The sequence below is a fragment of the Lysinibacillus cavernae genome, assembly GCF_009724685.1.
In the GTDB taxonomy this organism is placed as follows: domain Bacteria; phylum Bacillota; class Bacilli; order Bacillales_A; family Planococcaceae; genus Lysinibacillus; species Lysinibacillus cavernae.
Genome location: NZ_WMEF01000001.1, coordinates 645,550 through 668,019, shown reverse-complemented (window position 1 = coordinate 668,019; position 22,470 = coordinate 645,550). Strand labels below are relative to the sequence as shown.

Here is a 22,470-nt window from a genome sequence, read left to right as displayed (position 1 = left end):
AGTGTGTGAATCCATACTAAACCCAACTAAAACACGCCCATTTAGATTAGATGATAACAAACATGGGAAGCATTGTGAGGAGGAGGTTTACGATAAAATGAACAAAGTTATACAACCCATACATGTATATTGTTTGTTATTCTTATCTGTTAGCTTTTTAGCAAATTTCGTTTTAATTCCTACCATTTTTACAGTGGTTGAACGTGAAGCATGGATAAGCGCTTTGGTAAGTTTACTTCCAATATTTCTTTTTGCATTACTTATTTCAAAAATTACTTCTTCATCAAATAATAGTGCAATCCTTGACTTCAGATCTGTCCAGCTTAATAGACCACTCTATTTATTCATAATTACTTCATATATAGTTTATTTAATTTCATCAACTTTCGTTTCGCTCAAATTTACAATTATTTGGGCTGATGAAAGTTTTAACTCTGATTATCCATACTTTATAACAGTTATTTTATTTATATTATTATGCTTTTATGGTTCTCTAAAGGGTATTCAAACTATAGCTATCCAGTCATTAATTATTTGTACACTATACATTTTTTTGTTTGTACTCCTTAATTTAGGAAACGCAATGAGCAATGAATATGAACTTATATTACCAGTAAATACAAGTAATACTCCGTCCATTCTATGGGGAATATTATACATATGTATTGGTGTTTTAGAAATGGGATTCATTTTAATTGTATTAAAGGATTATGTAAAAGAAAGGCTGCATATTAAGGGAATATTAGTTTTCTCTATACTGTTTGTCTTATCAGTTTTTATTACAATTGTGACTACTATATCAGAATTCGGCATTTATATAACTCAAAAAATGCTCTTCCCTATTAACGAACAATGGCGGGTTTTATCATTTGGAAAGTACTTTACTAGAATGGATTCCTTATCTGTTCTCCAAATATTATCAATAGCGTTTGTTCGCGTAAGTTTATTTATGTATATCCTTTCTTCCTTTTTTAAAAACCGAAAATTAATATTATTTATTGTCTATTTATGTTTAACAATCGGATTACTAATCCCTTGGTCAGTTTCTGATTTTTTATCATTTATAAATCGCGTTTATCTTCTCTCTAATTTTTTGTTTTTATCCTTTTTTATTACTGTTATCTATGTGCTACAAAAAATTAAAGGAGGAAAGGGAGGTAAAAACTTTGACTGAAAATAAAGATATACTATATCAAAAATTAAGTAATCAATCGGATGTAACAATAAGTAATAAATTTTATGTTTTTAATAACGAAAAACAAGAAGTGGTTTTTATATATTGCCATAGTTTAATTGATAGTGTTCTTTATTTTAATTCATTATTACCAAATATTAGACTCCTGGCTGAAAAAGGGAATTTAAATGATGTAGAAATAATAAATCGTTATTTAGAAGTAAAAGAGATTAATGAGTTCATTACGAAATTGGATGAAATAAACAGTTGCATTTTCACTGGTTTCTTATATTTTTATCATGTTCAATCAAATAAGTTATATTCAATCAATTTAGCTAAACTACCTGAACGATCAATTGAAGAATCAAATATGGAGGTTTCATTGAGGGGACCCCGCGATGGATTTATTGAAAATATAGATACAAACTTTTCTTTGATAAGAATGCGATTAAAAAGTAATAATTTATCAAGTAAAAAATACACAATTGGAAAAACAAGTAAAACAAAAGTTTTATTACTTTACATTGACAACTATATTGAACAAGTTACTTTAGATAATGTTCAAAACAAACTAGATAATATAAAAGTAGATAACGTTGCAAGTAGTTATCATATTGAAGAATTACTTTATGATAAGACCTATACCCTTTTCCCACTCCTTGATTATACTGGTCGACCAGATTTTGTAGTAAATTCCCTCAATAAAGGGCGTTTTGTCATATTGGTAGATGGAAGCCCAAGCTGTTTAATTGGACCGGTAAATTTATTACTTATTTTAAAAGCTCCAGAAGATGATCAAACAAATTTCTTATTTGTGAGTTTTTCACGCATATTAAGAATTACATCTTTATTGACAAGTATTTTTTTACCTGGTTTTTGGATTGCTCTAACTGTCCACCAACTTAACCAGTTACCATTCCCCTTATTAGTGTCGATATCTGCTTCTAAAATTGGGCTACCAATTTCTTCTGCATTTGAAATTCTAATAATGCTCATCTTTTTTGACCTCTTTCGAGAAGCTGGAATACGTTTACCTAAAGCTGTAGGTCAAACTGTTGCTGTCTTAGGAGGATTAATAGTTGGTGATGCTGCAATAAGAGCAGGCTTTACATCACCTTCAACACTAGTAATTGGAGCCCTTACTGTCATTTCTAGTTACACATTAATTAATCAAAATATATTAGGGAATGTATTTTTATTAAGAATTGCCACTTTAATTGCCTCTACTTTTTTTGGTATGTATGGTTTTGTTTTAAGTGTTCTATTCTTATTAACGTATATATCCTCATTAGAAAGCTTCGGGCATCCTTACCTTTCCACCCTATATAAAGTTAATGTTCCAAATCTTATCAAAGGTTTCTTAAAAATGCCGTTCAGAATCAAAATGAAAGACTGATTGTCTATACAATAATTAAGCAGAAGGGAGTTTGTATATGGCCAATTTCTTTACTTCCGCATTGAGAATAACCTTATTTTTTCAATTATTATTTATACTAGGCGGTTGCTTAGGTACAAAAGAAATACAAAGTGAAGTCTATATAACCGCCCTTGGTATAGATTATTCGGATGATAAGTATCATTTATATTTTCAAGCTTTCGGTTTTAATAATGTTGCGGGTTCAGATCCAGGCATTGCACCTGGGCCTGCACCAATTGTTATCGGACATGGAGAAGGTGAAACTATCCAGGGCGCTATAGATGATATTGAAAAAAATTCTGTTAATCCTTTGTATTATGGGCATATACAAACTATCTTCATTTCCAAAAATGTTTTGGATGGGCATTTGGATAAATTTTTGGATTTTTTTAGTAGGGACTATTATTTACGTTACAATACGTTAGTTTATGGGTTTGAGGATAATATAAAAGAAATAATGAATATACAAGGTCTCTTTAATAAACCTCCTACATTAACATTTCCGTATGATCCAAATGAGCAATTATTCTTTAATTCTTTCATCTCAACTAGTACTGTACAAGACATGATTAAAAGATATTACGAACCAGTTGGATCTATCATGGTCCCTTCAATAAAAATTAGTAATGATTATTGGATAGAAGATAATCATACAAAAGAAGTATTAAAAATTAGTGGCGCCTATTTTCTTTCACAACAAAAATTTAAAGGATGGATAAATGAGGAGGAACTTTCAGGACTAGATTGGTTTAATAAGGATTTTAATAAAATGAAATTAGCAATAAAGGATAAGTCTGTATCTTTATTTATTGATAATATAAATTATCGTATAGAAGTATCAGGTAATAAAATCCCTAAATACACTATAAATTTGGAAATAAAAGCATCCATTAGAGAAAATCAGGAAAATATCGAAAAAGAAACAATTGAAAATGAGATTAAAAAAATTATTTCATCACAATTTCAAAAAACATTTGGAAAAGGTTTAGAAATAAATGCCGACATCTTCAATTTTTCAGAAAAAGCTTATCGTTTCAAGTCCTCATCATGGACTGTAGATGAATTAAATGCCATTGATGAAAATTCTATTCAAAAATTTAATATACATGTTTTCATAAAAGATGTAGGTGCTAATAAATAATTGCTTCAACTTGACTGTAAAGAGATCATTCGTAGTGTAACCCTAAAAAGGTTGTCTTGATTCATTTGATTCATACAACTGGGGTACCGAAAACTATCTTTTAAATACTTAACTATTTTCATAGTTTTTCTTTCATTAGAAGACCTTCCATGGAAAAGGATCTTCATATCGAAGATCCTTTTGCTACTTCTTTGCTGGATTTTTTGTATTTAGTTTTGACGTTTTTTAACAAGCCATCTTTATCTAGTATTGTTGGTAAACTTATACCGATAACAATCGTTACGATTCCTGCTATTTGCAAAGTTGTAACCGTTTCGCTTAATAGGATGACAGATACCATCACCGCGATTGGCAATTCAACAGCACTTAATATTGATGACATACCTAAACCAACTTTAGGAACTGCAATAGTGAATAGGAAAACAGGTATGATCATGCCAAATAATCCTAATGCCAATCCATATATCCAAAGCCCTTCGTTAAACAAAGTACCATTCCAAATAATTTCTGGAGACTGAAAAACCGCTGTAATCGTGAAAGCAAAGAAAGAAACCAAAACTAAACGGTTAGAGGTTGTCATACTTGCAGTTGATTTTCCATTCACGTATAAAAATAAGGAATAACAAAGAGCAGCTGCTAACCCCCATAACCACCCCTGTAAAGGTATTTGGGATAAATCAACATCAATTATACCAGCTGCTGGTATTGTTCCAGCTACCAATATGATTAACGATATTAATTCAATTCTGCTTGGAAATTGTCGCTTTGTGATACAAGAAATCAACATACCGATCCATGTAAATTGAAACAATAGTACAACTGCTAAAGAAGCAGGCAAAAAGTTCAAAGAATGACCATATAAAATATTTGTTAATCCTGTTAAAATGCCTGCAAATAAAAGGATTTTAACGCCGTTAAAGCTTAGTTTTGATCTGTTTGTAACGATGAAGATACATACTGCTATACAAAAGCCTATAAAAAACTGACTTGTCACTGCCTCAGAGACAGAAAAACCACTACGCATTGCCAGTTTTATGATAGTTGAAACGATACCAAAACTACTAGCTGCAATAACTACTAATAGGGGATAAAGATACATCTTCATTTTTCACTTCCCTCTTATAACTTTTATATAAATTGAATTTCGATTATGATTTTGAGATTTTGAAAAAAAATCATAATCTCCAATATAAATCACTGATTGTTATTTTACAATCTTTTTTTCGGTAATAATGGATTACAAAAACGAATCTCCTGGGTGAAAGAAAGTCAATTTACGGAAATAGTAAAAAAGCCAAAACCTGATATATCAAGGGTTTGGCTTTTGTTTGTCCACGATATTTCATTAATAATCCAAGCAGGTTGACACAAAAAAAACAAAAAGGTTGAAAATTAAGTTCTTTGAATTAGGTTTGAAATAACTTTATTATCCTATACTGTGACAAGGTGTTTTTGTTTAGAAGGAATTTGTCACTTTTTAATAGAATAATGATGAAGATGATCAGATAATAAATTTTTACACATAAGGAGATACGATTATGGAAAAAAACAAATTACTAAGAATGGACAATGTCGGCATCGTTGTAGAATCCCTTGATGACGCAATCTCTTTCTTCGAGGAAATTGGTTTGAGCCTCGAAGGGCGAGCCACTGTCGAAGGCGAATGGGCTGGTCGCGTAACCGGATTGGGTGCTCAGTGCGTAGAGATTGCTATGATGGTTACCCCAGATGGCCACAGCCGACTTGAACTTTCACGTTTTCTGACCCCACCTACTATATCAGATCACCGGACTGCTCCTGTAAACGCCCTTGGTTATCTACGCGTCATGTTTACCGTTGAAGACATTGACGAAATGGTTTCCAGACTCACTAAGTATGGCGCTCAGCTCGTTGGCGAAGTGGTTCAGTACGAGGACTCGTATCGACTCTGCTACATTCGTGGCATCGAAGGACTTCTAATCGGTTTGGCGGAACAACTTGGCAATAAATAAGTAAAGGACGTTTTATAAAAAGCCTTTACTGAAGTAAATATATTTGAAGGAAATTCTTATTCAATTACATGGTGCGATTGTTGAACAAGAAGTAAAGGAGTGATACCTATTAGTCAATGACAAATAGGTATCACTCCTTTTTTTATAACGTTTTTTGATTTAGCTCTTGATGATACGTTTCTGCTATGCGTTTAGCGTGACTCTTTTGGCGGTTGGCATACATCACATTTTCTTTGGTTTTTATTTTTAAATTTCGTAAAAGTTTTTTCAAAGTTACTACCACATGCACATTTAAATAGTAATTTTTGAGAAAAACCGTGGTATTCCGTCGTTAGCAACTTACTTTCTGAATTGTTCTCAACAAATTCTTGAATTTTATCAATCGTCCAACGTTTATTCATTTTCTTACACCTCCATATTTTATTGTTGCGGAGGCTTTTCTTGGCATCCGTTATAAAAAAGGTATTACTTATCTTAAGTTCCTCATTATAACATGAGCCGGCATACAATAAAACAGATGAAAGATATATTATTCAACTAACCTGCATCGTTAATTATATGGAGCTTTGAGTTAACATCAAAAACATTCAGTAACTATATTCCATTAAAGGTACATACTAAGTAATATTTTAGCTATAACTTTTATAATAAAGATTCATTTTTAGGAGAAGTAAATTATGAAGTGCAATAAATATACTTGGGTACATGTAAAGAGGGTAAACGTATCAATGACCCTATAAACTAAGTCTACTCTCATTACGATGAAAATGTATAAACGCTCATAGAGTAAAAGAATTCATTTTTAAACTCCTTTATTGTTACATTGTAGAAAGGTATCTTGCATTCAAAATTAAATAAGTATAACCCCATCCTAAATTTAGATGGAGTCATACTTATTTGAACTTTTAAAATTAAAAACGTTATTTTCATCACTTTACATTATTCAACTAACACCCAATTGTTTAAGTACATTTTTTCACAATCTTATAAAGTAACTGTACCTTTAAGGTTGATTGTATCCTTTAAGAACTTCTCTGTATGTCTCAATTTTTATTTTTATATTTTCTTCGCTAATTGTTACGTTTTCTGTTTCAGAAACTTTCTTTATAGAATCTTCAATTATTTGTTGAATCATCGTATCATCAACTTTTACATCCTTCGGGAAACTTACTGAAATAGTCATTTCTTTAAAAGGATTACCATCTACCATTATGGCTATTGACTCACTATCAAGTTCCGATTGTTCTGTAATAGATACTATTATTTCATTTTTTAATTCTGATAATAACTTTAATTCATCATTTCCCTCATTTGCCGGAGCAACTACTGCTTCCTGCTCGCTTTCTATTAATTGTCCTCCTTTCTCCTCTCCATTACACCCAACTAACAAAATTGAAGTAAATACAATTCCTGAAATTATAGTTTTTTTCAACACTTCTACTTCCCCTTTCATAATAAACTACAGATTCTGTAACATTTCTCCACATGTAAATTTAACGGTATATATTGGTAAAAGTTCCGATTTAAAGAATAACTTTGTGTAACTTTCCTGCTCCATTAATTTAAGCAAAGTTTATCTCAAGTGAAACTACTAGCATCAAAAAAAATCACCTCAAAGTATAACTAAGAGATGATTTTTATTATGTTGTCAATCTTTAATGTTAAATAGACAGACAAAAACTCAACATATTTGGTGTGTACCTTTTGGGAGGAAAAATTACTAATTACATCGTTTTCTTCTTAAAAATAGACGGTAACACATCTAACAACCGCTCACGTGTAATAGGATCACAATGATTCCATGTAAAATCTACGAAATGAGTCTTACTGGGAGTTAACTCGGCTAAAGTGGCGATCTGTGGACAGTGAGTAATAGTTTGTAATTCTTGGGGAGAAGCCAAGATAAAATTACGCTCTCCAGCATAGTGATTTACTTGGTGTTGCTGAATTTCTATCCATGCTTGCCCTTGCTCAATTAGCTGCATTACTTTGGGAGTGGGGCGAAAACCAAGAGATTCATACAAGCTGGCAGCCAACCCGGTCTGACACATAACATAAAATTTTGCACCTAACTTGAGATAAACCGTAGCCATCTCCCCAGCAACATAAGCATCGGCTAATTGCCTACGTACCAATCTTACTTTGTTCTCATATGTAGTAATCCACTTCTCCGCCTCTTTACCTCGTTCAACTAGTTTAGCGATATAGCGTAACCGTTCAAATAGTCTAAACTTCTTGTCCAGTACCACAGTTGGAGCAAGTGCATCCAGTTCCTGCAAATCTTGTGGATAATAGCTAAGCAATATGAATTCAGGCTGCAGCGGTGCTATTTTATCTGGATCTGCCCAACACCCGATACTATGAATATTTCGCAGCCTATTATGATAAACCACGTTATCTCCCATGATAGAGATGGCCGCTCCTATAGGGGAGATGCCTAGAACGAGTAATTCCCCAAGTGTAAATTTACCATCAGTCACAATACGTGTTGCACCTGTAGGAACATGAATCTTTCTGCCCAGTGAATCGATAACGGTTCTTTGCTGCGCATGAAGATGAATGTTTGCATATTCACGTGGGGTGTTTCCAGTTAATTTATGAAAGCACCGACTGAAATAGTATTCATCCTTAAACCCAATTTGTCTAGCTATTTTGCTCAATGGCTCGGTGGAATTACACAAAAGCTCCTTTGCATGTTCTATACGTAACTGGACCAAATAATCATTTGGCTTTTTGCCAGTCAATGTCTTAAACTTTTGACTATATTGCCATCTGACCATTCCAGCCATGTTAGCCAGTTGTTCTACTGACAAGTCCTCATCATAATGCTGTTCTATGTACTGTACAGTTTGTTGAACTAATTTTATCTTGTCTTTGTTCTGCAACTGGGTAGCTTGCTCATCTAACTGAGCCATCAACCCTAGTATCAGCTGAAGTCTACCTTGCATCATCGCCATTTCTGATGTGGATAGAGAGGAGCAAAATTGATTATTTATCCATGCTTCATTTCCTAATATCTGTTTGACTTGAGAAAATAATAGATGATAGGGATAACCACAAAGCAAGGGTGGATGAGCAACCCGGTTCAAAGACATTCCTTCAACTTCAAAGGTTTCAAAAGTAAAGCGCGCAAGCTGTGTCTCTTTGTTTCTTGGTTCAACTATGTAGCGTTGTACAGGTAAAACTAGAATGCAGCTTCCTTGTTGTAGATCGATAGCCATTTTATCTACATACAGTCGTATGCCATGACTGAGTGCTATCAATAATGTGCATAAATTTGTTTCATTATCATTTATTCCCTCATTGTGGCTACTAGCTGGCATTATCTGATCAACTTGAAATCGATCATAATGTTGTAGCCTAATATATAGGGGTGCTAGATTCATAAGCAACTCTCCAACTATTGAAAATGATTCTCATTATCGTTATTGTAACATATAATGACCCTCTATCAACTATTGTTCGAGTATGTGCTATTGTAGAATACAAACGGTTTAAAAAATCGATTGGGCAAATACATTTTTTACTGTTTGTGCATCCATTCTGGTAACTTTTTATACAATTGCTCCAAAGCTAATAAATTATCTGTATTCCATCCATTAGGTACAACATAAACATTTCCCTTTTTGACTGCAGGCAAAGTTCCCCATATCGGGCTTTGTAGCAGTCGATCAGCTTCTGCTTCACTTTCATCATCCTCTTGTACAATTACAAACAAATGATCACCAGCAAACTCTGGAAGTACCTCTTCGGAAACTTCAAGGAAAGATACACCTTCTACATCAATAATATTCTTCTGTACAGCTGGTGGGACGGCAAAACCATTTTCTCCATATATAATGGCACCAAAGTTACGATCGCCCATAACATAAAGCATTTTACCTAACTGGTAGAATACTGTTGCGGTCTCCCCTTCTGCTAATTGAAGCTTAGCAAACATTTCTTTAGACTGTGTTTCAAACTTAGCAATCAATTGAGCTACTTCCTCCTGTTTACCCAAGATATTCCCCATCTCCTTTACACGTTCTGTATAAGGAAGAGCTGGATTGAAGGGAATCGTAGTAGCGATTTTTGACAATTCTTCGTTTAGATTTGGATCCGCCTTGTAATAACCATTAATAATCAGATCAGGTTTTAAAGTCAGAATCGTCTCTAAGTTAGCAGGATTTCCAATATCAACGATTCCTTCAAGTTTATCTCCATAGTAACTAGCAGGATCTTGAGGAATATTATTTCCAACAACTGGAATATTCATCGCCAAGAAATCACCAGTCGTCTGACCAATATAAACCACTCGCTTTGGATCTGCAGGTATTTCAACTTGTTCGCCTGTAATCGTCGTATATTGAACTGTTGTCTCACTTTTCTCTGCTTGCACATCAGATTGAGCTGTTTTCTCGTTTTCCTTTTCCTGCGTATCAGATGCGTTGCCATTAGAATTGCATGCTGATAATATCAACAGCAACAGAAGGAAACTCCCTCCCCATAGTATAATTTGCTTTCGTAGAAGCTTTTTCACATTTATTACCCCTTTCCTTTTTACCTTTAAATGAAAATGATTATCATTTACAAAGTTATTATAGTTTGTATGAAAGGGTGAAACAATGAAAAAAACGCAACAATTTATTTGGATAAATGTCAATATTTATACCAGACAAAAAATCTGTTCACTTACTTCTTTTATAAGTAAACAGATGGATAGGGCAATTATATTTTCTCTTTACACTAGTTTTAAAGGCGTCTCCCAAAAACGATTGATTATTCTAAACCACCTTATTCCACTAAAGCATCCATTACTTTAAGGTGGTTATTCTCAAATAGTTAGTTCAACTTATATCTCTTTCAAAATTAAGGAGCATCATTCTTTATGTGAATGATGCTCCTCTAAAAACTGCAATTAGTTATTACTTAAACTCAATTTCCGCTGCCGAAGCCCCTTTAGTATACGTTATAGTCGTTCCAGCAGGTAAATTACGAATTTCTTTTACATTTTTTCCTTCGATAATAATTTCACCAATTTTCGTACCTTTAAAATCAATAATCGCATTTCCTTTTTTGGGACTGATTGTTACCGTTTTGTCTACAAATCCAACACCGTGGAATTCCGCATATTCACTAAAAACTGCAATTCCATTTTTAATAATTGTATTTTCCCCTAATGTTAGCGAGACACTTGGGCGATTCACTATTAATTTACCTGTTTTGTAGTTATTAAAGCTATATACATTTTCAGGTATTATTGGTGTTGGTATTTCTTCTTTCCCTGCCTTCAAATCAATTTGAACTAATACTGGGTCATGATCCGATGCACGGCCTTGTGCTTCTGTAAAGTTCGCATTAATATGAATCAAGTCAATATCCGTAACGTCAGCAAGATTATTCGAAACTAAAATATGATCCAACACTTGATTGTTCCCTTGGAAGAAGTACGTAAAACGGTCTGTTTCTGGGGCTTTATCTATCATATTCGTTAAAACATCACCTTTTAATGTTTCAAGTGCTGGGGTGAATTCAAAGTCATTCATGTCCCCTGCTACTATGAAATTTAAATCCGGATTAATTGCAAGTCCTTCATCGATAAAATCATTGATAGCTTGAGCAAGCTGAAGACGTTTCGTTACTGATTCTAACACTGGCGGCTGTGTTGGTCCCCAAAGTGAACCGTCTCCACCTTTAGAATTTAAGTGAGCTCCGATAATGACTACACGCTCTTCCTGGAATTCAAATTCAGCAGCAATTGGTTTACGTGTATCTGCAAATTTTGAAGGGTCAACAAAGCCAGGATTTAAAGCAAGGCTTCCATCTGCTGTCCACTTATTCGCTTGGTCACCCACCCCCTTTATACCTGTCACTAATGAAACACGAGTCGGGTTATATAAGTAACCTACACGAATATTACCACCAGGTGCACCACCTACTGTATTGTTAATTGGCATGACATCAATCCAATCATAGGCAGGACCACCCGCAGCTTTAATCGCATTAATTAATCGCATGTAGCTTTCCGATGCATCAGCATTTCCTGAATCAATTTGGCCGTCATTATCTTGAACTTCGACTAATGTAATAATATCTGGTGACTTCATATTATTCACAAATGTCGCTGCAATTCTTGCTACTTTTTCGTTTGATGTATTGGCAAGATTATTCGAAAAGTTTTCTACATTATAAGAAGCGACGTTTAACTTGTCCGCTACTGGTTCGAGATGCGTCACTTCTTGTTGAAGATTTGCCTTTGTCACTTCCGGGAAGACTTTATTTGTGTTTAGTCGATAACCATCTGTAAAGTTTTCTACAAATCCGATAAGCGCTTCATTAAAACGATCACCTGATTCATAATTTTTCCCCGCTACCCCTTCAAGCATAATTTTTTCAGGGTTATAATCGTCGGCCGCAATATTTAAACCGCCATTCACATTAAATGTATTATTTGTTGTGCTCGGTACAACAATTGGTGAATCATTATTATAAATCGGTCCAATCACTCTCGCATCCGGGAATGATGTCCGCATATACTCGATTGATTCCCAAAAATCGATACCATCTTCTTGTGGGTCAAAAATTGCAAAGGCATCATTATCGATGATTTTAGTTGGTGGGATTAGGTCCTTCCCTATGACAAGAGCTTCTGGTATTGCTGCTGTACCTGTTTTTGTAATATTTGTTGCTGAAATTTGTGTATCTTTCAATCGAGAGTTTCCACCCTCTTCCTTTACATTTCCTGATACTTTAATAATTTCCCCAACCACTACATTATGTGCCGACTTATTTACCTTGATTGCTGTTGATTTTACGCCATCGAACTCCGACTCGACTTCTTGCATAATGAAGCTAGTTGAATTAATAACGAATGTTACAATTCCCTCCACATCATTTACCGTTAAATCAACATATGGTGATATATGGCTTGCCCCTTGAATATCGCTAATCGTGGCATTTTCAGTATCAATAATTTCATAAATAAAAATAGCAATCGTACTATTTGCTAAACCTTCTTTCACCGCAACCGCTTTAATCGTCATCGGGTTATTAACAAGAATTTCCCCTGTATACTTTGTACTAGCTGTAGTTGGTGTTGAGCCGTCCACTGTGTAATAAATCGTTGCACCTTCTGTCATTGTAGAAAGTGTAACTTTCGTGCCAGCTGTTACCCCACCAACGTGAGAAGGTTTGATATCCTGAACCTTTGTTACATCTTCAATAATGCGAATCGGGAGCAGTTGGTGGTTTGTATATTGACCAACAATCCCTGTAATTTCCCCATACGTTTTTCCACTCACTAAACCTGAGTCTCGTGTTTTATCGTAAATAGCAAATGTGCCTACTTCGTCAGTTCCTGTAAAGTTTTGACCGGAACCAGTAATTGCAACATTTTTAATCGTTACTAATTTCGATTCATTGTCTTCTGCAACCTCAATACTTTTAATAATGTGAGGCTCTGGTATTGTCGAAGGAACAGGCATGCCAACAAGCGAAATATTTATTAATTGCTTTAGTCCGCTATATTCAGCTACTTGACCTTGCACCGTCACCCGATCACCGACATTTGCAGTAAGCCTATCTACAGGATAAATTGCTATCGCCGCACCATCTTCATCTTGAATGTGCGCTGTAGCAGTTTCTAATTTTGCTGTTACAATACCTGATATGATTACATTTTGTCCGACTTCTTTATTACGAGCTTCGGTAATTGAAATAACTGTTGGCTCTTCTTTAACTGCATAATTAAAGGACGCCATTTCACTATCGTTTAAGCCCGTTGCAGTAGCGAATGCTTTGATTGTCATTGCTTTATTTACAACAATGCCCGCTGCTGCATCATTAACCTCACTAGCTGTTGACGGTTCAGAACCATCTGTCGTGTAATAGATTGTTGCATTAGGTGTATCTGTAGACAATGTTACTTTTGTTCCTGCATAGACTTCGCCCGTTGCTGGAAAAGCTTTTATATTCGCTACTTGTGTTGGCTCATAGTTTAATACTAATTGGAAGCTTTCCGCTTTTAACGTTTTTAATTGATATGTACCGTTAAAAATTGAAGCAATCCCTGTCACTGTGATCACATCATTGTTATTGAAGCCATCTGCTTCAAATTGAGAGAGCTGATAGCCTGTACGGTTATCATGGCGAATTAACAGCTCGTTATTTGCTGCATCGACTGCTTTAAATTCAAATGTGCCAGACGTACCAGATGACCTTAAATCTTTTATCTTCACATTTTCAAGTGTAATTAATTCGCCTTGTATACTGTCATCAATCGGGAGATTTACTGTTTGCGGTGCTGGTGCTGTCCCTGTAGAAATCCGTTCAATTGTCGGCGAATTAAATTGAACTTCTCCATTATATAAACTTGTTTTCCCTGTGATTTTGACAATATCTCCAACAGTTAAGCTCCCTGCTTCTGCAGAACTAGAGTAAACATATACCCCTGCCGACTCATCCTGTACATAGAAGGCCTTGCTCCCCCAGTTACCAGGTGTTGTCGTAACCGTCCCTTGAATTTGAACTGTGCGGTCCGTCCCAACAGCTGCACGAGCTTCGGCAATTGTTAATTCAGAAGTTGAATCAAATTGATTTACCGCTTCCTCCACTCCAATAGCTTCTGTCGTTTCCGCCTTTACAACTGATAAGTAAGGCAACATCATAGAAATGACAAGTATAAATGATAACGCCATTTTGGAAACGAAATTAAATTCATATTTCTTCATTCGTTTAGCTCCTTATGATTTTTTATCTATAAAATAATCCTTTTCCCTATTTTGCAAAGGGATTTACGTGAAGTTATTATTCAATTATTGTGTTCCCTTCAACAGTTAACCCGTCTAAACTGATGTTAACTTTTGGCGCATAAATGATTAGATCCCCTGAAATAGTACCCGTACTATCAGATGGCATTAAAGAGTACTTCCCTGATGCTGTTGGTACAGTTATCGTTACATTCCCCTTCAAGGTATGTCCATTCAAATCAATCATTACTAAATCTGTTAGCGCTACATCTGCAGTCACTGGAGCTGTTAACTTAATCAAGTCTCCTGCTTTAGCTTTTTTTATTGCTTGTGTTAATTCCTCGGCATTCTTTACATTATATTCATTCACTTTTTCTGGTGGAATAACTGGATCGGGTGCAACATTTCCTCCACCTGTGTTTGGCACGCCAGTACTTGGCGTAGAACCGCCAATAATGGCTTTTATTTGGGAAGCAACTGAGGCATAGTTGACAATAATTTTTGATACCGTTGAGCCTGCTGGAATCGACAAGTCATTTATTAGTAAACCAGTACCGATTGTAATTCGAGTATCAGGGCTTAGAACCGTTAAATAATTCACTAAACCAACAGCATTCAACGCTAACTCCACTGCCGTTGAAACTATTAGTCGTTCAAACTTTACATTCCCAGTCATATTCAGTTTTGTAGATTCTATTGTTACCTTCGTTGCTGCTCCGTCAATATTTATAGCAGATATGGTAGCTGTTATGATAATTTCTGGAATCACTGTGTCCGACACAATCGACATATTATTACGCTTGACTTGTACTTTTCCAGTTTTCGAATTTTTGATTTTCAATACGGGTGTACTTTGACCATCGATTGCATCAGCTATAATAATATCGCCAGTAATTGCCACACCATCAAACTCAATTTTAGTCTTAACATTTGAGTTAATGATTGCATTACCTGTAACCGATACATTCTTAACTGTCACACCATCTGCGTTAATCGTGATGGAATCGAGCGTTGCATTTGTATTGAATACAACGCCCATCTCTGCTGAACCTGCATTATTTAAATCAACATTATTTACTTTTGTGATAACACCATTTTTAATTGTTGCTGTAATTTTTGCCCCTGTTAGTGCGGTTTTGTTTTCAGTTGTAAAAATTGACTTTACTGAATCGTCAAATAAATAAGTCGTACCATTAATAGCAATTTCATTCGCTGTATATTCTTCAACTTTAAACGTTACACTTTGAGAAGGCTGAGTAGTCGGATTACTAACAGCTTCTGAACGAGTAATAAATGCAGCCATTTGTCCACGTGTTACATTTGAAGAGCCATCAAATAATGTAGCTGTCTTACCAGTCGTTACGTTGTTTTCATATAAAGCAGCAATCGCGTCTTTGTAGTCTGCACGCACATCAGTGAATGGTAATGAATTCGTATTTGAAGCTTTTAAATTAAAGGCATTCGCTAAAATTTTTGCTACATGGTTACGCTGAATAAATTCGTCCTGACGGAATGTTCCATCTTCATAGCCATCTATAATTCCCTCATGCTTTAATGCAGCAATTGCTCCAAAATATAAATGAGAAGTAGAAATATCTTTAAAGTTTGGATTGTTAACATTCGATGTATCCAGCCCTAATACTCCCGCAATAATTTTAGCAGCTTGACCACGTGTTAAATTTTGTTCAGGCTTAAACGTACCATCTTGGAACCCATTAATAATGCCACGATCATTTAAATTTTTAATTTCGTCATAAAATTGATGTGTTCGCTGTACATCCTTGAAACTACTCGCTTCAGATGCAATCGGTGCTACCACTACTACCGTTGAAGCCGTTAACGCCATTGCTGTTATTGCTTTTAAATACTTCGATTTCCTCGATTTACTCATACTTAGAGTAATACCTCCCCATCCCTATTTAATAAGGATAATTTTGTTAAAATTTACCTTACCAAAATATTGGTTAACATATTAATTTTAACAGAAAAATAATAAATACATTCTAATTTAATGTTAATATTCTAAATTTTATGTAAAATAGTACATATTAAACTTTTACAATGTTTATGAGAATAGTAATAGTAGGTCCTTTATCCTCTAGCATTGTAATAATTAAACTTTTATGATAATTCTAATTTTATGCAATCATATTTTCTCATGAACAAAAGCGCAATTGTACCCGACCAGTTCCGACAGACATTGGAAATTCCTATACAAAACATAACAGTAAAAAAGCTGATGAGTATCATGGGACTGACCCCCGTTTTTGACAGTGAATTAAAAAAGATCGAATTCCATGTTAATGAATCGACCTTTTTTATATACAATAATAGGAATTATCGGTCTTTATTTCAATTACTCAGTATGTTCCCCCCTTTTCGTTCATGAATACAAGGATTCAATGAAATTCTTTTTTGTCTTTAATCGTCGATAGGATGACAACGGTCAGCGCACTCGAATTTTACAGGTTCAACGGAATCATCGAGTTTCTTTATTTGATATCCCTGATTTGCTAAATAGGTCATTAATTGCGGTAAATATTTCGCTGTTTTGGGCTGGTCATGTAACAACACTACTGGTGTGGCTCCGCTTTCTTCCAATGATTTTATTTGATCAATAACACTTTTTACGTAATTCCCATCTGCCAGTTCCCAATCACGACTGTCCACGTTCCAATCCCATAATTTGTAGCCCTCTGTATTCAGAGCTTTTCTAAAAGGTTCAATCAAATAGGGTACACTTCCATAGGGAGTACGAATTAATACGGAAGGTATCCCAGTAATACTTTCTAGTACTTCTTGAGCTTCATTCATTTCATCAAGAACCGTTTGTTTGGAATGGTAAAAATGATTAACATCATGTGTTACACCGTGTAACCCAACACTATGGCCTTCCTTAATCATTCGTTCAACCGTGTTTGGACGTTCCTTCATATGGGGTGAAAGCATAAAAAACGTTGCTGCAGCATTATTTTTTTGTAAAACATTAAGAATATCGTCTGTGGCAGTAGAAGGACCATCATCAAATGTTAAATAAATTACTTTTTCGTAAGGATCTTTTGAATTGAGATGAGTTCCTGTTTCGCTATTTTTCTTATTGACTAAAACTTTTTCCATGCCATTTTCAATCATTTTTCTTGGTGAATAGGAAGTAAATGTGCCCAAAATGTAAATTAATAGAAAAGTGGTAACTGTTAGGAATACCCACATTATTATTTTCCTTTTTATTCTATGATTTTTTTTATTTTTACACTGTATAGCCATCTATAATCAATCCCTTCATTTCAAAATATGTTTCTACTTTGTAAAGATTAATAGAAAGAGATAAAGATGATGTGAAGGTAATGTCGATGTTATTTAAAGAAAAAAAACTTAGTCATTCCTCTCAGATTGTAAATTTTATCCACAAAAAATCTGTTAGCCAATAACCAAGGTGTATCGGCTATTAGATTAACAGATTTCATCACAGTGTTTATCTGCCACATTTAAAGTCAGGTATTCATTGACTAGGGTCAGTTTTGAAGAGGACAGTGTTATTACTTTTTAGTAGTGGAACATTCTTTACTTCCAAATCGCCAAATTCCCCTAAACATACTTCCTACTTCTCCATAACGAATTGGTTGCTCTATAAATCGCCAAGAAATCGATGCGACAAGAAGAGTAATTCCAATTTGTATAAGAATATGAGGTATGGAATTTTCTCCACCTGACAGTGGGAAGAACAAAACTAAAACCGGGTAATGCCAAATGTAAATACCATATGAACGAACACCAAGCCATTGTAACAGCCTACAACCCAAAATACGCGTAATCCAAGTTGATGGGTGAACCGCTGCAGCAACAACTACAGCCGAAGTGATACACTGTAGCACCATCCCCCCACGGTAAAGAAAAGCCTCGTACTGATTGGTCTGCCAAATCATCCAAAACAGAATAGCACAACTTATTCCACCTACTATGTCCAAGGAAATACGCAGATATTTGTTGTTTGCAACATTCCCCTCAAACATTTTGCTAGGAAAGCATAATGCGAGTGCCGCTCCAATCAGCAATGCAAACGCACGAGTATCTGTCCCAAAATATACTCTGCTTGTATCCATTAACCCTGGTTGATAAAGATATGCCATTCCTAATGCAGAAGCTAATGTACCAACAAGGATAAACCCAATAAACAGCTTACGATTATGAACGAAACGGAGTCCAAGTAAGAGCAAAAATGGCCAAAACAGATAAAACTGCTCCTCGATAGCAAGTGACCAGAAATGTAATAGAGGTGAAGGTTCTCCAAAATTTGAGAAATAGCCAACATCATTAAAAATGAACCACCAATTCGTCACATAAAAAATTGAAGCTAAAAGGTCGCCCCACAGGATATCTAATCTTGAAAAGTTAAACAGCAATAGCCATAAAGCCACTACAATCAATACGAGAATCTGTCCTGGTAAAAGACGTTTAGCGCGTTTGATCCAAAAATGACGCAAATTAATCTGTCCTGTATTAGCCCATTCCAAGATTAATAGATCTGTAATGAGATATCCAGATAGTACAAAAAATACGCCTACACCTAGAAAGCCTCCAGAAACCCATTCAAAATCAAGATGGTAGGCAATCACAACAAATACGGCGAGCGCTCTTATTCCATCTAACCCTGGCATATAACGATTTTTCTTAATTTCATTTCCATCCATTTCTACTTTATCCTTCATTATTTTTAGAGGACTCGATATGTTTTTTAATATGGTTTAAGTAAATAGGAAAAAAATCCGACTTGAAATGTATTCCATCTTCTTTATATAACCCCTGATTTTTTTCGAAAATAGAAGATAAATCGATATAATCAATCTTCTCTATTACCGCCATTTCTTCAAGTCCCTTATTATAGTCAGGAATATTTTTATAGCGTGGTTCTACCTTAATTGCTTCTCTTGTCACAGATGGAACTGATAAAACATGTATCTTCACATTTGGCAGCTTTCCCTTTATTTTTTCTATTAATTTGACGTAATTCTCCAGTGAATCTTTCTGTGGGTTGTCTACAGGGAACAATAAGTCATCTGAACCCAACATGATATATACGTGTTCTGGTTTTTGATTCACAATATTATCAACTTCTTCAATGGCGAATAGAGCTGTTGCGCCTGCATTAGCAATTACATTAGAGTCCTCCAACACATCAGATAAACCGATTAAAAGCGAATCACCTAAAAAAACACTTTTACCATAAAAAGATTTATACGGGTTCTTTGCATCAGCAACAACTATTTCCTTTTCAATTTGATTGTTTCCGCAGGCCGTAGCAAATACTGCAAGAATTCCAATAAACACACTTAAAAAAATTTTTTTCGTCATAACAATATACCTCCTAATTATTTGGATTAAAGAACGCTATAGTGTTCTTTACATTAGAAAGATTAATATAACGAGATAAAGATGAGGTAAAGACGAGGACAATATCATTTAAAGAATGAGAAATGTTGTTGTAGCTATAGATTGTCATAAAAAAATCCGTTCAAAAAAACTTTGAACGGATGGCACAAATAATAAGAAGTTTCCAATAAAAACAACTACAATTTTTTATTTAAATAAAAGTAAAACAGCACTCCATTTTCTGTATTTGATACACCGTATTGTACACCATGCAACTCTAAAATATTCTTTGAAATAGCAAGCCCTAGTCCCGTTCCACCTTGCGAACGTTGACGAGACGTGTCACCACGATAAAAACGATCCCATATTTTCGCTAAGTGTTCCTGCGCAATATGTGCCCCTTGATTTTCCACACATACTTTTATACGTTCGTTTTCTTCTATCGTGGAAATCATAATTTTATTATTTTCTGTGGTATATCGAATCGCATTGGTAATAAAATTCGTCAAAACTTGTTCAATTCGATGTTGATTTGCAACAACCATAATGCTAGAAAGTTGTTTATGAACATGTAATTGCTTATTTTTTATGTCAATATCTAATTGCTCACATATATACTCAATGACCTGGTCAATATAGAAATTATCCATCTCCATTTTGTACGTACCAGACTCAAATTTTGCTAATTCAAGCATATCAACAATGAGAATATTCATTTTATCTACTTCATTTGCCATTGCCTTAAAATAATAATCTTTTTTATTATTTGCAACACCGTCTTCCAAGATGGAGATGCAACTCTTCATAATACTTAGAGGTGTCTTTAATTCATGTGAAACCCCAGAAATAAATTCCTTACGTGTATTTTCTAATTGCTTTTCTTTCTCTATATCTTGTTGCAACTGATTAATATACGAATGCAAAGTTTTGGATAGTGTATTAATATTGCAGGATAAAGTACCAATTTCATCTTTTGTTTTAATCGGTATTGTCTCTGAAAAATCCAAATTTGCTATTTTATTGGTAGTATCATTTATTTGTAATAACGGTTTAGCGATCATTTTTGAATAAAAAAATGATGCAAGAACGATGAGGAGTAGCACTAATATAATTAGATATATATAATAATCTCCTAACATTTGAACAGCTTCATCCACTGGTTGTAATGATGTCATAGCAAAAATATAAATTGTTTCGCCATACATATCTTTTACGGGACTGATAAATATTTTGTAGTTTATATTATTTTCTTCATAGTCCATTGTCTCCACATTGCTTTTTCGATTCCCATTTGAAAGTAAATCGACTTGAAATTGTTTTATTCTTTCTATAACCACACGATTTGCATAAATATTTGAACCCTCTGGTAAATGTAATTTCTTAATGACTCCCGTTAGATATAACGGGGAGGTGCCTTGAAAAGTAGGTGCTGTATCTTTTTTGCCATATAACTTTTCTGATAGCAGCCTATTCTCTAATGCAATATTTTCTACCGTTAAAATTGCTGGAATTACAAAATTATCTTTTTTCACTCCGTCGACAATAATACCTTTACCCTGTTCAAAGTTAAACTTTAACCTTTGCAAATCTTCTAAACCAGTGAAGCTATATAGTGGGATGTTCATAACACGGTTAGAAAAATTATTATTTTGAGAAGAATCTAATTGAATTTCTACAGAAAAATCATTTGCGTATTTAATATTTCCTACACTATCTAATGTCAAAATCCATGTCGTATTTTCTTCGTAAAAATTCTGCTCAAGCTTGTGAATTGTTGGTACATCTTCTCCTGCCTTTAAGTACTCTTCCTTAAAAGATTGAATACGCTCTGCGATATCATTTACCTTTTGGTTCGCATAATATTGCTTGAAGAATATGGTTTGTCCTATAAAAATAGTCACCAAAATAAGCATACATAAAGACGTTGTTAGCAAAAATAATTTTGATACAATGCCTATTTTCATGCTTTGCCCTCAAATTTATAACCAGCCCGAATAACAGTTACAATACAATTTGCTTTATCCCCTAATTTATTTCGTAGATTTCGGATATGACTATTAACCGTGCGATCATCACCAGCAAATTCATATCCCCAAATTTTAATAATTAGCTGTTCTCGCGTAATAATAATTCCTGGATTTTGCATTAAATACGTTAATATTTCAAACTCTGTGTATGTCAAATTTATATTTTCACCATCTACCGTCAATGTACGTGAAGGCAAATGGACATGAATACCATTATTAATCAAATTATCTTCATTAGGAACATGACCGGCTTGAGCATATCGGCTTTCAATTAATCGTTTTACTCTCGCCAATAAAATTGGTGGACTATATGGTTTTGTAATATAATCATCAGCACCCAATTGAAAACCAAGTAACGTATCGTCTTCATCCTCACGGGCTGTCAACATAATAATAGGCACGTTAGAAGACTTGCGAATTCGTCTACAAACAGACCATCCATCAAACTCTGGCAACATAATATCCAAAATAATTAAATGTACTTCATGTTTTTCAAATATAGCCAATGCTTCATTTCCGTTTACTGCTTCTAATACTTCATATCCTTCATTCAATAAATAATCTTTCGCTATTTCCCGTAAAATGTCTTCATCTTCTACAATTAGTATTTTTTTTTGCATTTTTCTC

At 34.4% G+C, this 22,470-nt stretch carries 17 protein-coding genes; 5 read left to right on the top strand and 12 right to left on the bottom strand.

Features of this window, described 5'->3' with window-relative positions; all coding sequences use genetic code 11:
* Positions 1-97: 97 nt before the first annotated feature.
* The 3 genes from GJU32_RS03260 to GJU32_RS03250 are packed head-to-tail and all read left to right on the top strand — an operon-like array spanning position 98 to position 3,732.
* Positions 98-1,174, top strand: a complete 1,077-nt coding sequence (locus GJU32_RS03260) for a GerAB/ArcD/ProY family transporter (RefSeq protein WP_155590495.1) — start codon at positions 98-100, stop codon at positions 1,172-1,174.
* A complete protein-coding gene (locus GJU32_RS03255; RefSeq protein ID WP_155590494.1) occupies positions 1,167-2,570 on the top strand; it encodes a spore germination protein in 1,404 nt (467 codons plus the stop codon). The genes GJU32_RS03260 and GJU32_RS03255 overlap by 8 nt, the downstream gene beginning before the upstream one ends.
* 37 nt (positions 2,571-2,607) lie before the next feature.
* A complete protein-coding gene (locus GJU32_RS03250) occupies positions 2,608-3,732 on the top strand; it encodes a Ger(x)C family spore germination protein (protein ID WP_155590493.1) in 1,125 nt (374 codons plus the stop codon).
* 163 nt (positions 3,733-3,895) lie between these two features.
* On the opposite strand, the gene GJU32_RS03245 is transcribed toward GJU32_RS03250, so the two are convergent.
* On the bottom strand, positions 3,896-4,831 hold the full coding sequence (locus GJU32_RS03245) for an EamA family transporter (RefSeq protein ID WP_155590715.1): 936 nt from the start codon (positions 4,829-4,831) through the stop codon (positions 3,896-3,898).
* A gap of 439 nt (positions 4,832-5,270) precedes the next feature.
* Between GJU32_RS03245 and GJU32_RS03240 the strand changes: the two genes are divergently transcribed.
* Positions 5,271-5,723 carry a VOC family protein gene (locus GJU32_RS03240; RefSeq protein ID WP_155590492.1) on the top strand — a complete coding sequence of 151 codons (453 nt, stop codon included), beginning with the start codon at positions 5,271-5,273 and terminating at the stop codon, positions 5,721-5,723.
* 191 nt (positions 5,724-5,914) lie between these two features.
* On the opposite strand, the gene GJU32_RS03235 is transcribed toward GJU32_RS03240, so the two are convergent.
* Entirely contained in the window at positions 5,915-6,124 is a 210-nt protein-coding gene (locus tag GJU32_RS03235; protein WP_155590491.1) for a hypothetical protein, read from the bottom strand.
* Positions 6,125-6,400: 276 nt separating this feature from the next.
* On the opposite strand from GJU32_RS03235, the gene GJU32_RS23730 reads away from it, so the two are divergent.
* The gene (locus tag GJU32_RS23730; RefSeq protein ID WP_155590714.1) at positions 6,401-6,463 is read left to right on the top strand and encodes a tetracycline resistance efflux system leader peptide; all 63 of its coding nucleotides are present in this window, start codon (positions 6,401-6,403) and stop codon (positions 6,461-6,463) included.
* Between the two features lie 263 nt (positions 6,464-6,726).
* Here the strand turns inward: GJU32_RS23730 and GJU32_RS03225 are convergent, their stop codons facing one another.
* The 10 genes from GJU32_RS03225 to GJU32_RS03180 form a co-directional block, all read right to left on the bottom strand.
* Positions 6,727-7,176, bottom strand: coding sequence for a topoisomerase (locus GJU32_RS03225; protein ID WP_230874912.1), 450 nt, complete (start codon positions 7,174-7,176; stop codon positions 6,727-6,729).
* 271 nt (positions 7,177-7,447) lie between these two features.
* The gene (locus tag GJU32_RS03220) at positions 7,448-9,109 is read right to left on the bottom strand and encodes an AraC family transcriptional regulator (protein ID WP_155590490.1); all 1,662 of its coding nucleotides are present in this window, start codon (positions 9,107-9,109) and stop codon (positions 7,448-7,450) included.
* Positions 9,110-9,246: 137 nt separating this feature from the next.
* Positions 9,247-10,242, bottom strand: coding sequence for an ABC transporter substrate-binding protein (locus tag GJU32_RS03215; RefSeq protein ID WP_196426569.1), 996 nt, complete (start codon positions 10,240-10,242; stop codon positions 9,247-9,249).
* Positions 10,243-10,627: 385 nt separating this feature from the next.
* On the bottom strand, positions 10,628-14,431 hold the full coding sequence (locus tag GJU32_RS03210) for a chitobiase/beta-hexosaminidase C-terminal domain-containing protein (protein ID WP_155590489.1): 3,804 nt from the start codon (positions 14,429-14,431) through the stop codon (positions 10,628-10,630).
* A gap of 76 nt (positions 14,432-14,507) precedes the next feature.
* Entirely contained in the window at positions 14,508-16,340 is a 1,833-nt protein-coding gene (locus tag GJU32_RS03205) for an S-layer homology domain-containing protein (RefSeq protein WP_196426568.1), read from the bottom strand.
* Between the two features lie 530 nt (positions 16,341-16,870).
* On the bottom strand, positions 16,871-17,566 hold the full coding sequence (locus GJU32_RS03200; protein WP_230874911.1) for a polysaccharide deacetylase family protein: 696 nt from the start codon (positions 17,564-17,566) through the stop codon (positions 16,871-16,873).
* A gap of 419 nt (positions 17,567-17,985) precedes the next feature.
* Positions 17,986-19,137 carry an acyltransferase family protein gene (locus GJU32_RS03195; protein ID WP_196426567.1) on the bottom strand — a complete coding sequence of 384 codons (1,152 nt, stop codon included), beginning with the start codon at positions 19,135-19,137 and terminating at the stop codon, positions 17,986-17,988.
* A 7-nt stretch (positions 19,138-19,144) separates the two neighbouring features.
* Positions 19,145-19,798: a GDSL-type esterase/lipase family protein gene (locus GJU32_RS03190; RefSeq protein ID WP_155590486.1), complete on the bottom strand. Its 654-nt coding sequence runs from the start codon at positions 19,796-19,798 to the stop codon at positions 19,145-19,147.
* 215 nt (positions 19,799-20,013) lie between these two features.
* Positions 20,014-21,780: a HAMP domain-containing sensor histidine kinase gene (locus GJU32_RS03185; protein ID WP_155590485.1), complete on the bottom strand. Its 1,767-nt coding sequence runs from the start codon at positions 21,778-21,780 to the stop codon at positions 20,014-20,016.
* Positions 21,777-22,463, bottom strand: a complete 687-nt coding sequence (locus GJU32_RS03180; RefSeq protein ID WP_155590484.1) for a response regulator transcription factor — start codon at positions 22,461-22,463, stop codon at positions 21,777-21,779. The genes GJU32_RS03185 and GJU32_RS03180 overlap by 4 nt, the downstream gene beginning before the upstream one ends.
* Between the last annotated feature and the right edge of the window lie 7 nt (positions 22,464-22,470).

Coding starts and splice junctions, on each gene's coding strand:
- GJU32_RS03260 (WP_155590495.1), top strand. CDS start 98: ATGAACAAAGTTATACAACCCATACATGTATATTGTTTGTTATTCTTA.
- GJU32_RS03250 (WP_155590493.1), top strand. CDS start 2,608: ATGGCCAATTTCTTTACTTCCGCATTGAGAATAACCTTATTTTTTCAA.
- GJU32_RS03245 (WP_155590715.1), bottom strand. CDS start 4,831: ATGTATCTTTATCCCCTATTAGTAGTTATTGCAGCTAGTAGTTTTGGT.
- GJU32_RS03240 (WP_155590492.1), top strand. CDS start 5,271: ATGGAAAAAAACAAATTACTAAGAATGGACAATGTCGGCATCGTTGTA.
- GJU32_RS03235 (WP_155590491.1), bottom strand. CDS start 6,124: ATGAATAAACGTTGGACGATTGATAAAATTCAAGAATTTGTTGAGAAC.
- GJU32_RS03225 (WP_230874912.1), bottom strand. CDS start 7,176: ATGAAAGGGGAAGTAGAAGTGTTGAAAAAAACTATAATTTCAGGAATT.
- GJU32_RS03220 (WP_155590490.1), bottom strand. CDS start 9,109: ATGAATCTAGCACCCCTATATATTAGGCTACAACATTATGATCGATTT.
- GJU32_RS03210 (WP_155590489.1), bottom strand. CDS start 14,431: ATGAAGAAATATGAATTTAATTTCGTTTCCAAAATGGCGTTATCATTT.
- GJU32_RS03205 (WP_196426568.1), bottom strand. CDS start 16,340: ATGAGTAAATCGAGGAAATCGAAGTATTTAAAAGCAATAACAGCAATG.
- GJU32_RS03200 (WP_230874911.1), bottom strand. CDS start 17,566: ATGGAAAAAGTTTTAGTCAATAAGAAAAATAGCGAAACAGGAACTCAT.
- GJU32_RS03195 (WP_196426567.1), bottom strand. CDS start 19,137: ATGGATGGAAATGAAATTAAGAAAAATCGTTATATGCCAGGGTTAGAT.
- GJU32_RS03190 (WP_155590486.1), bottom strand. CDS start 19,798: ATGACGAAAAAAATTTTTTTAAGTGTGTTTATTGGAATTCTTGCAGTA.
- GJU32_RS03185 (WP_155590485.1), bottom strand. CDS start 21,780: ATGAAAATAGGCATTGTATCAAAATTATTTTTGCTAACAACGTCTTTA.
- GJU32_RS03180 (WP_155590484.1), bottom strand. CDS start 22,463: ATGCAAAAAAAAATACTAATTGTAGAAGATGAAGACATTTTACGGGAA.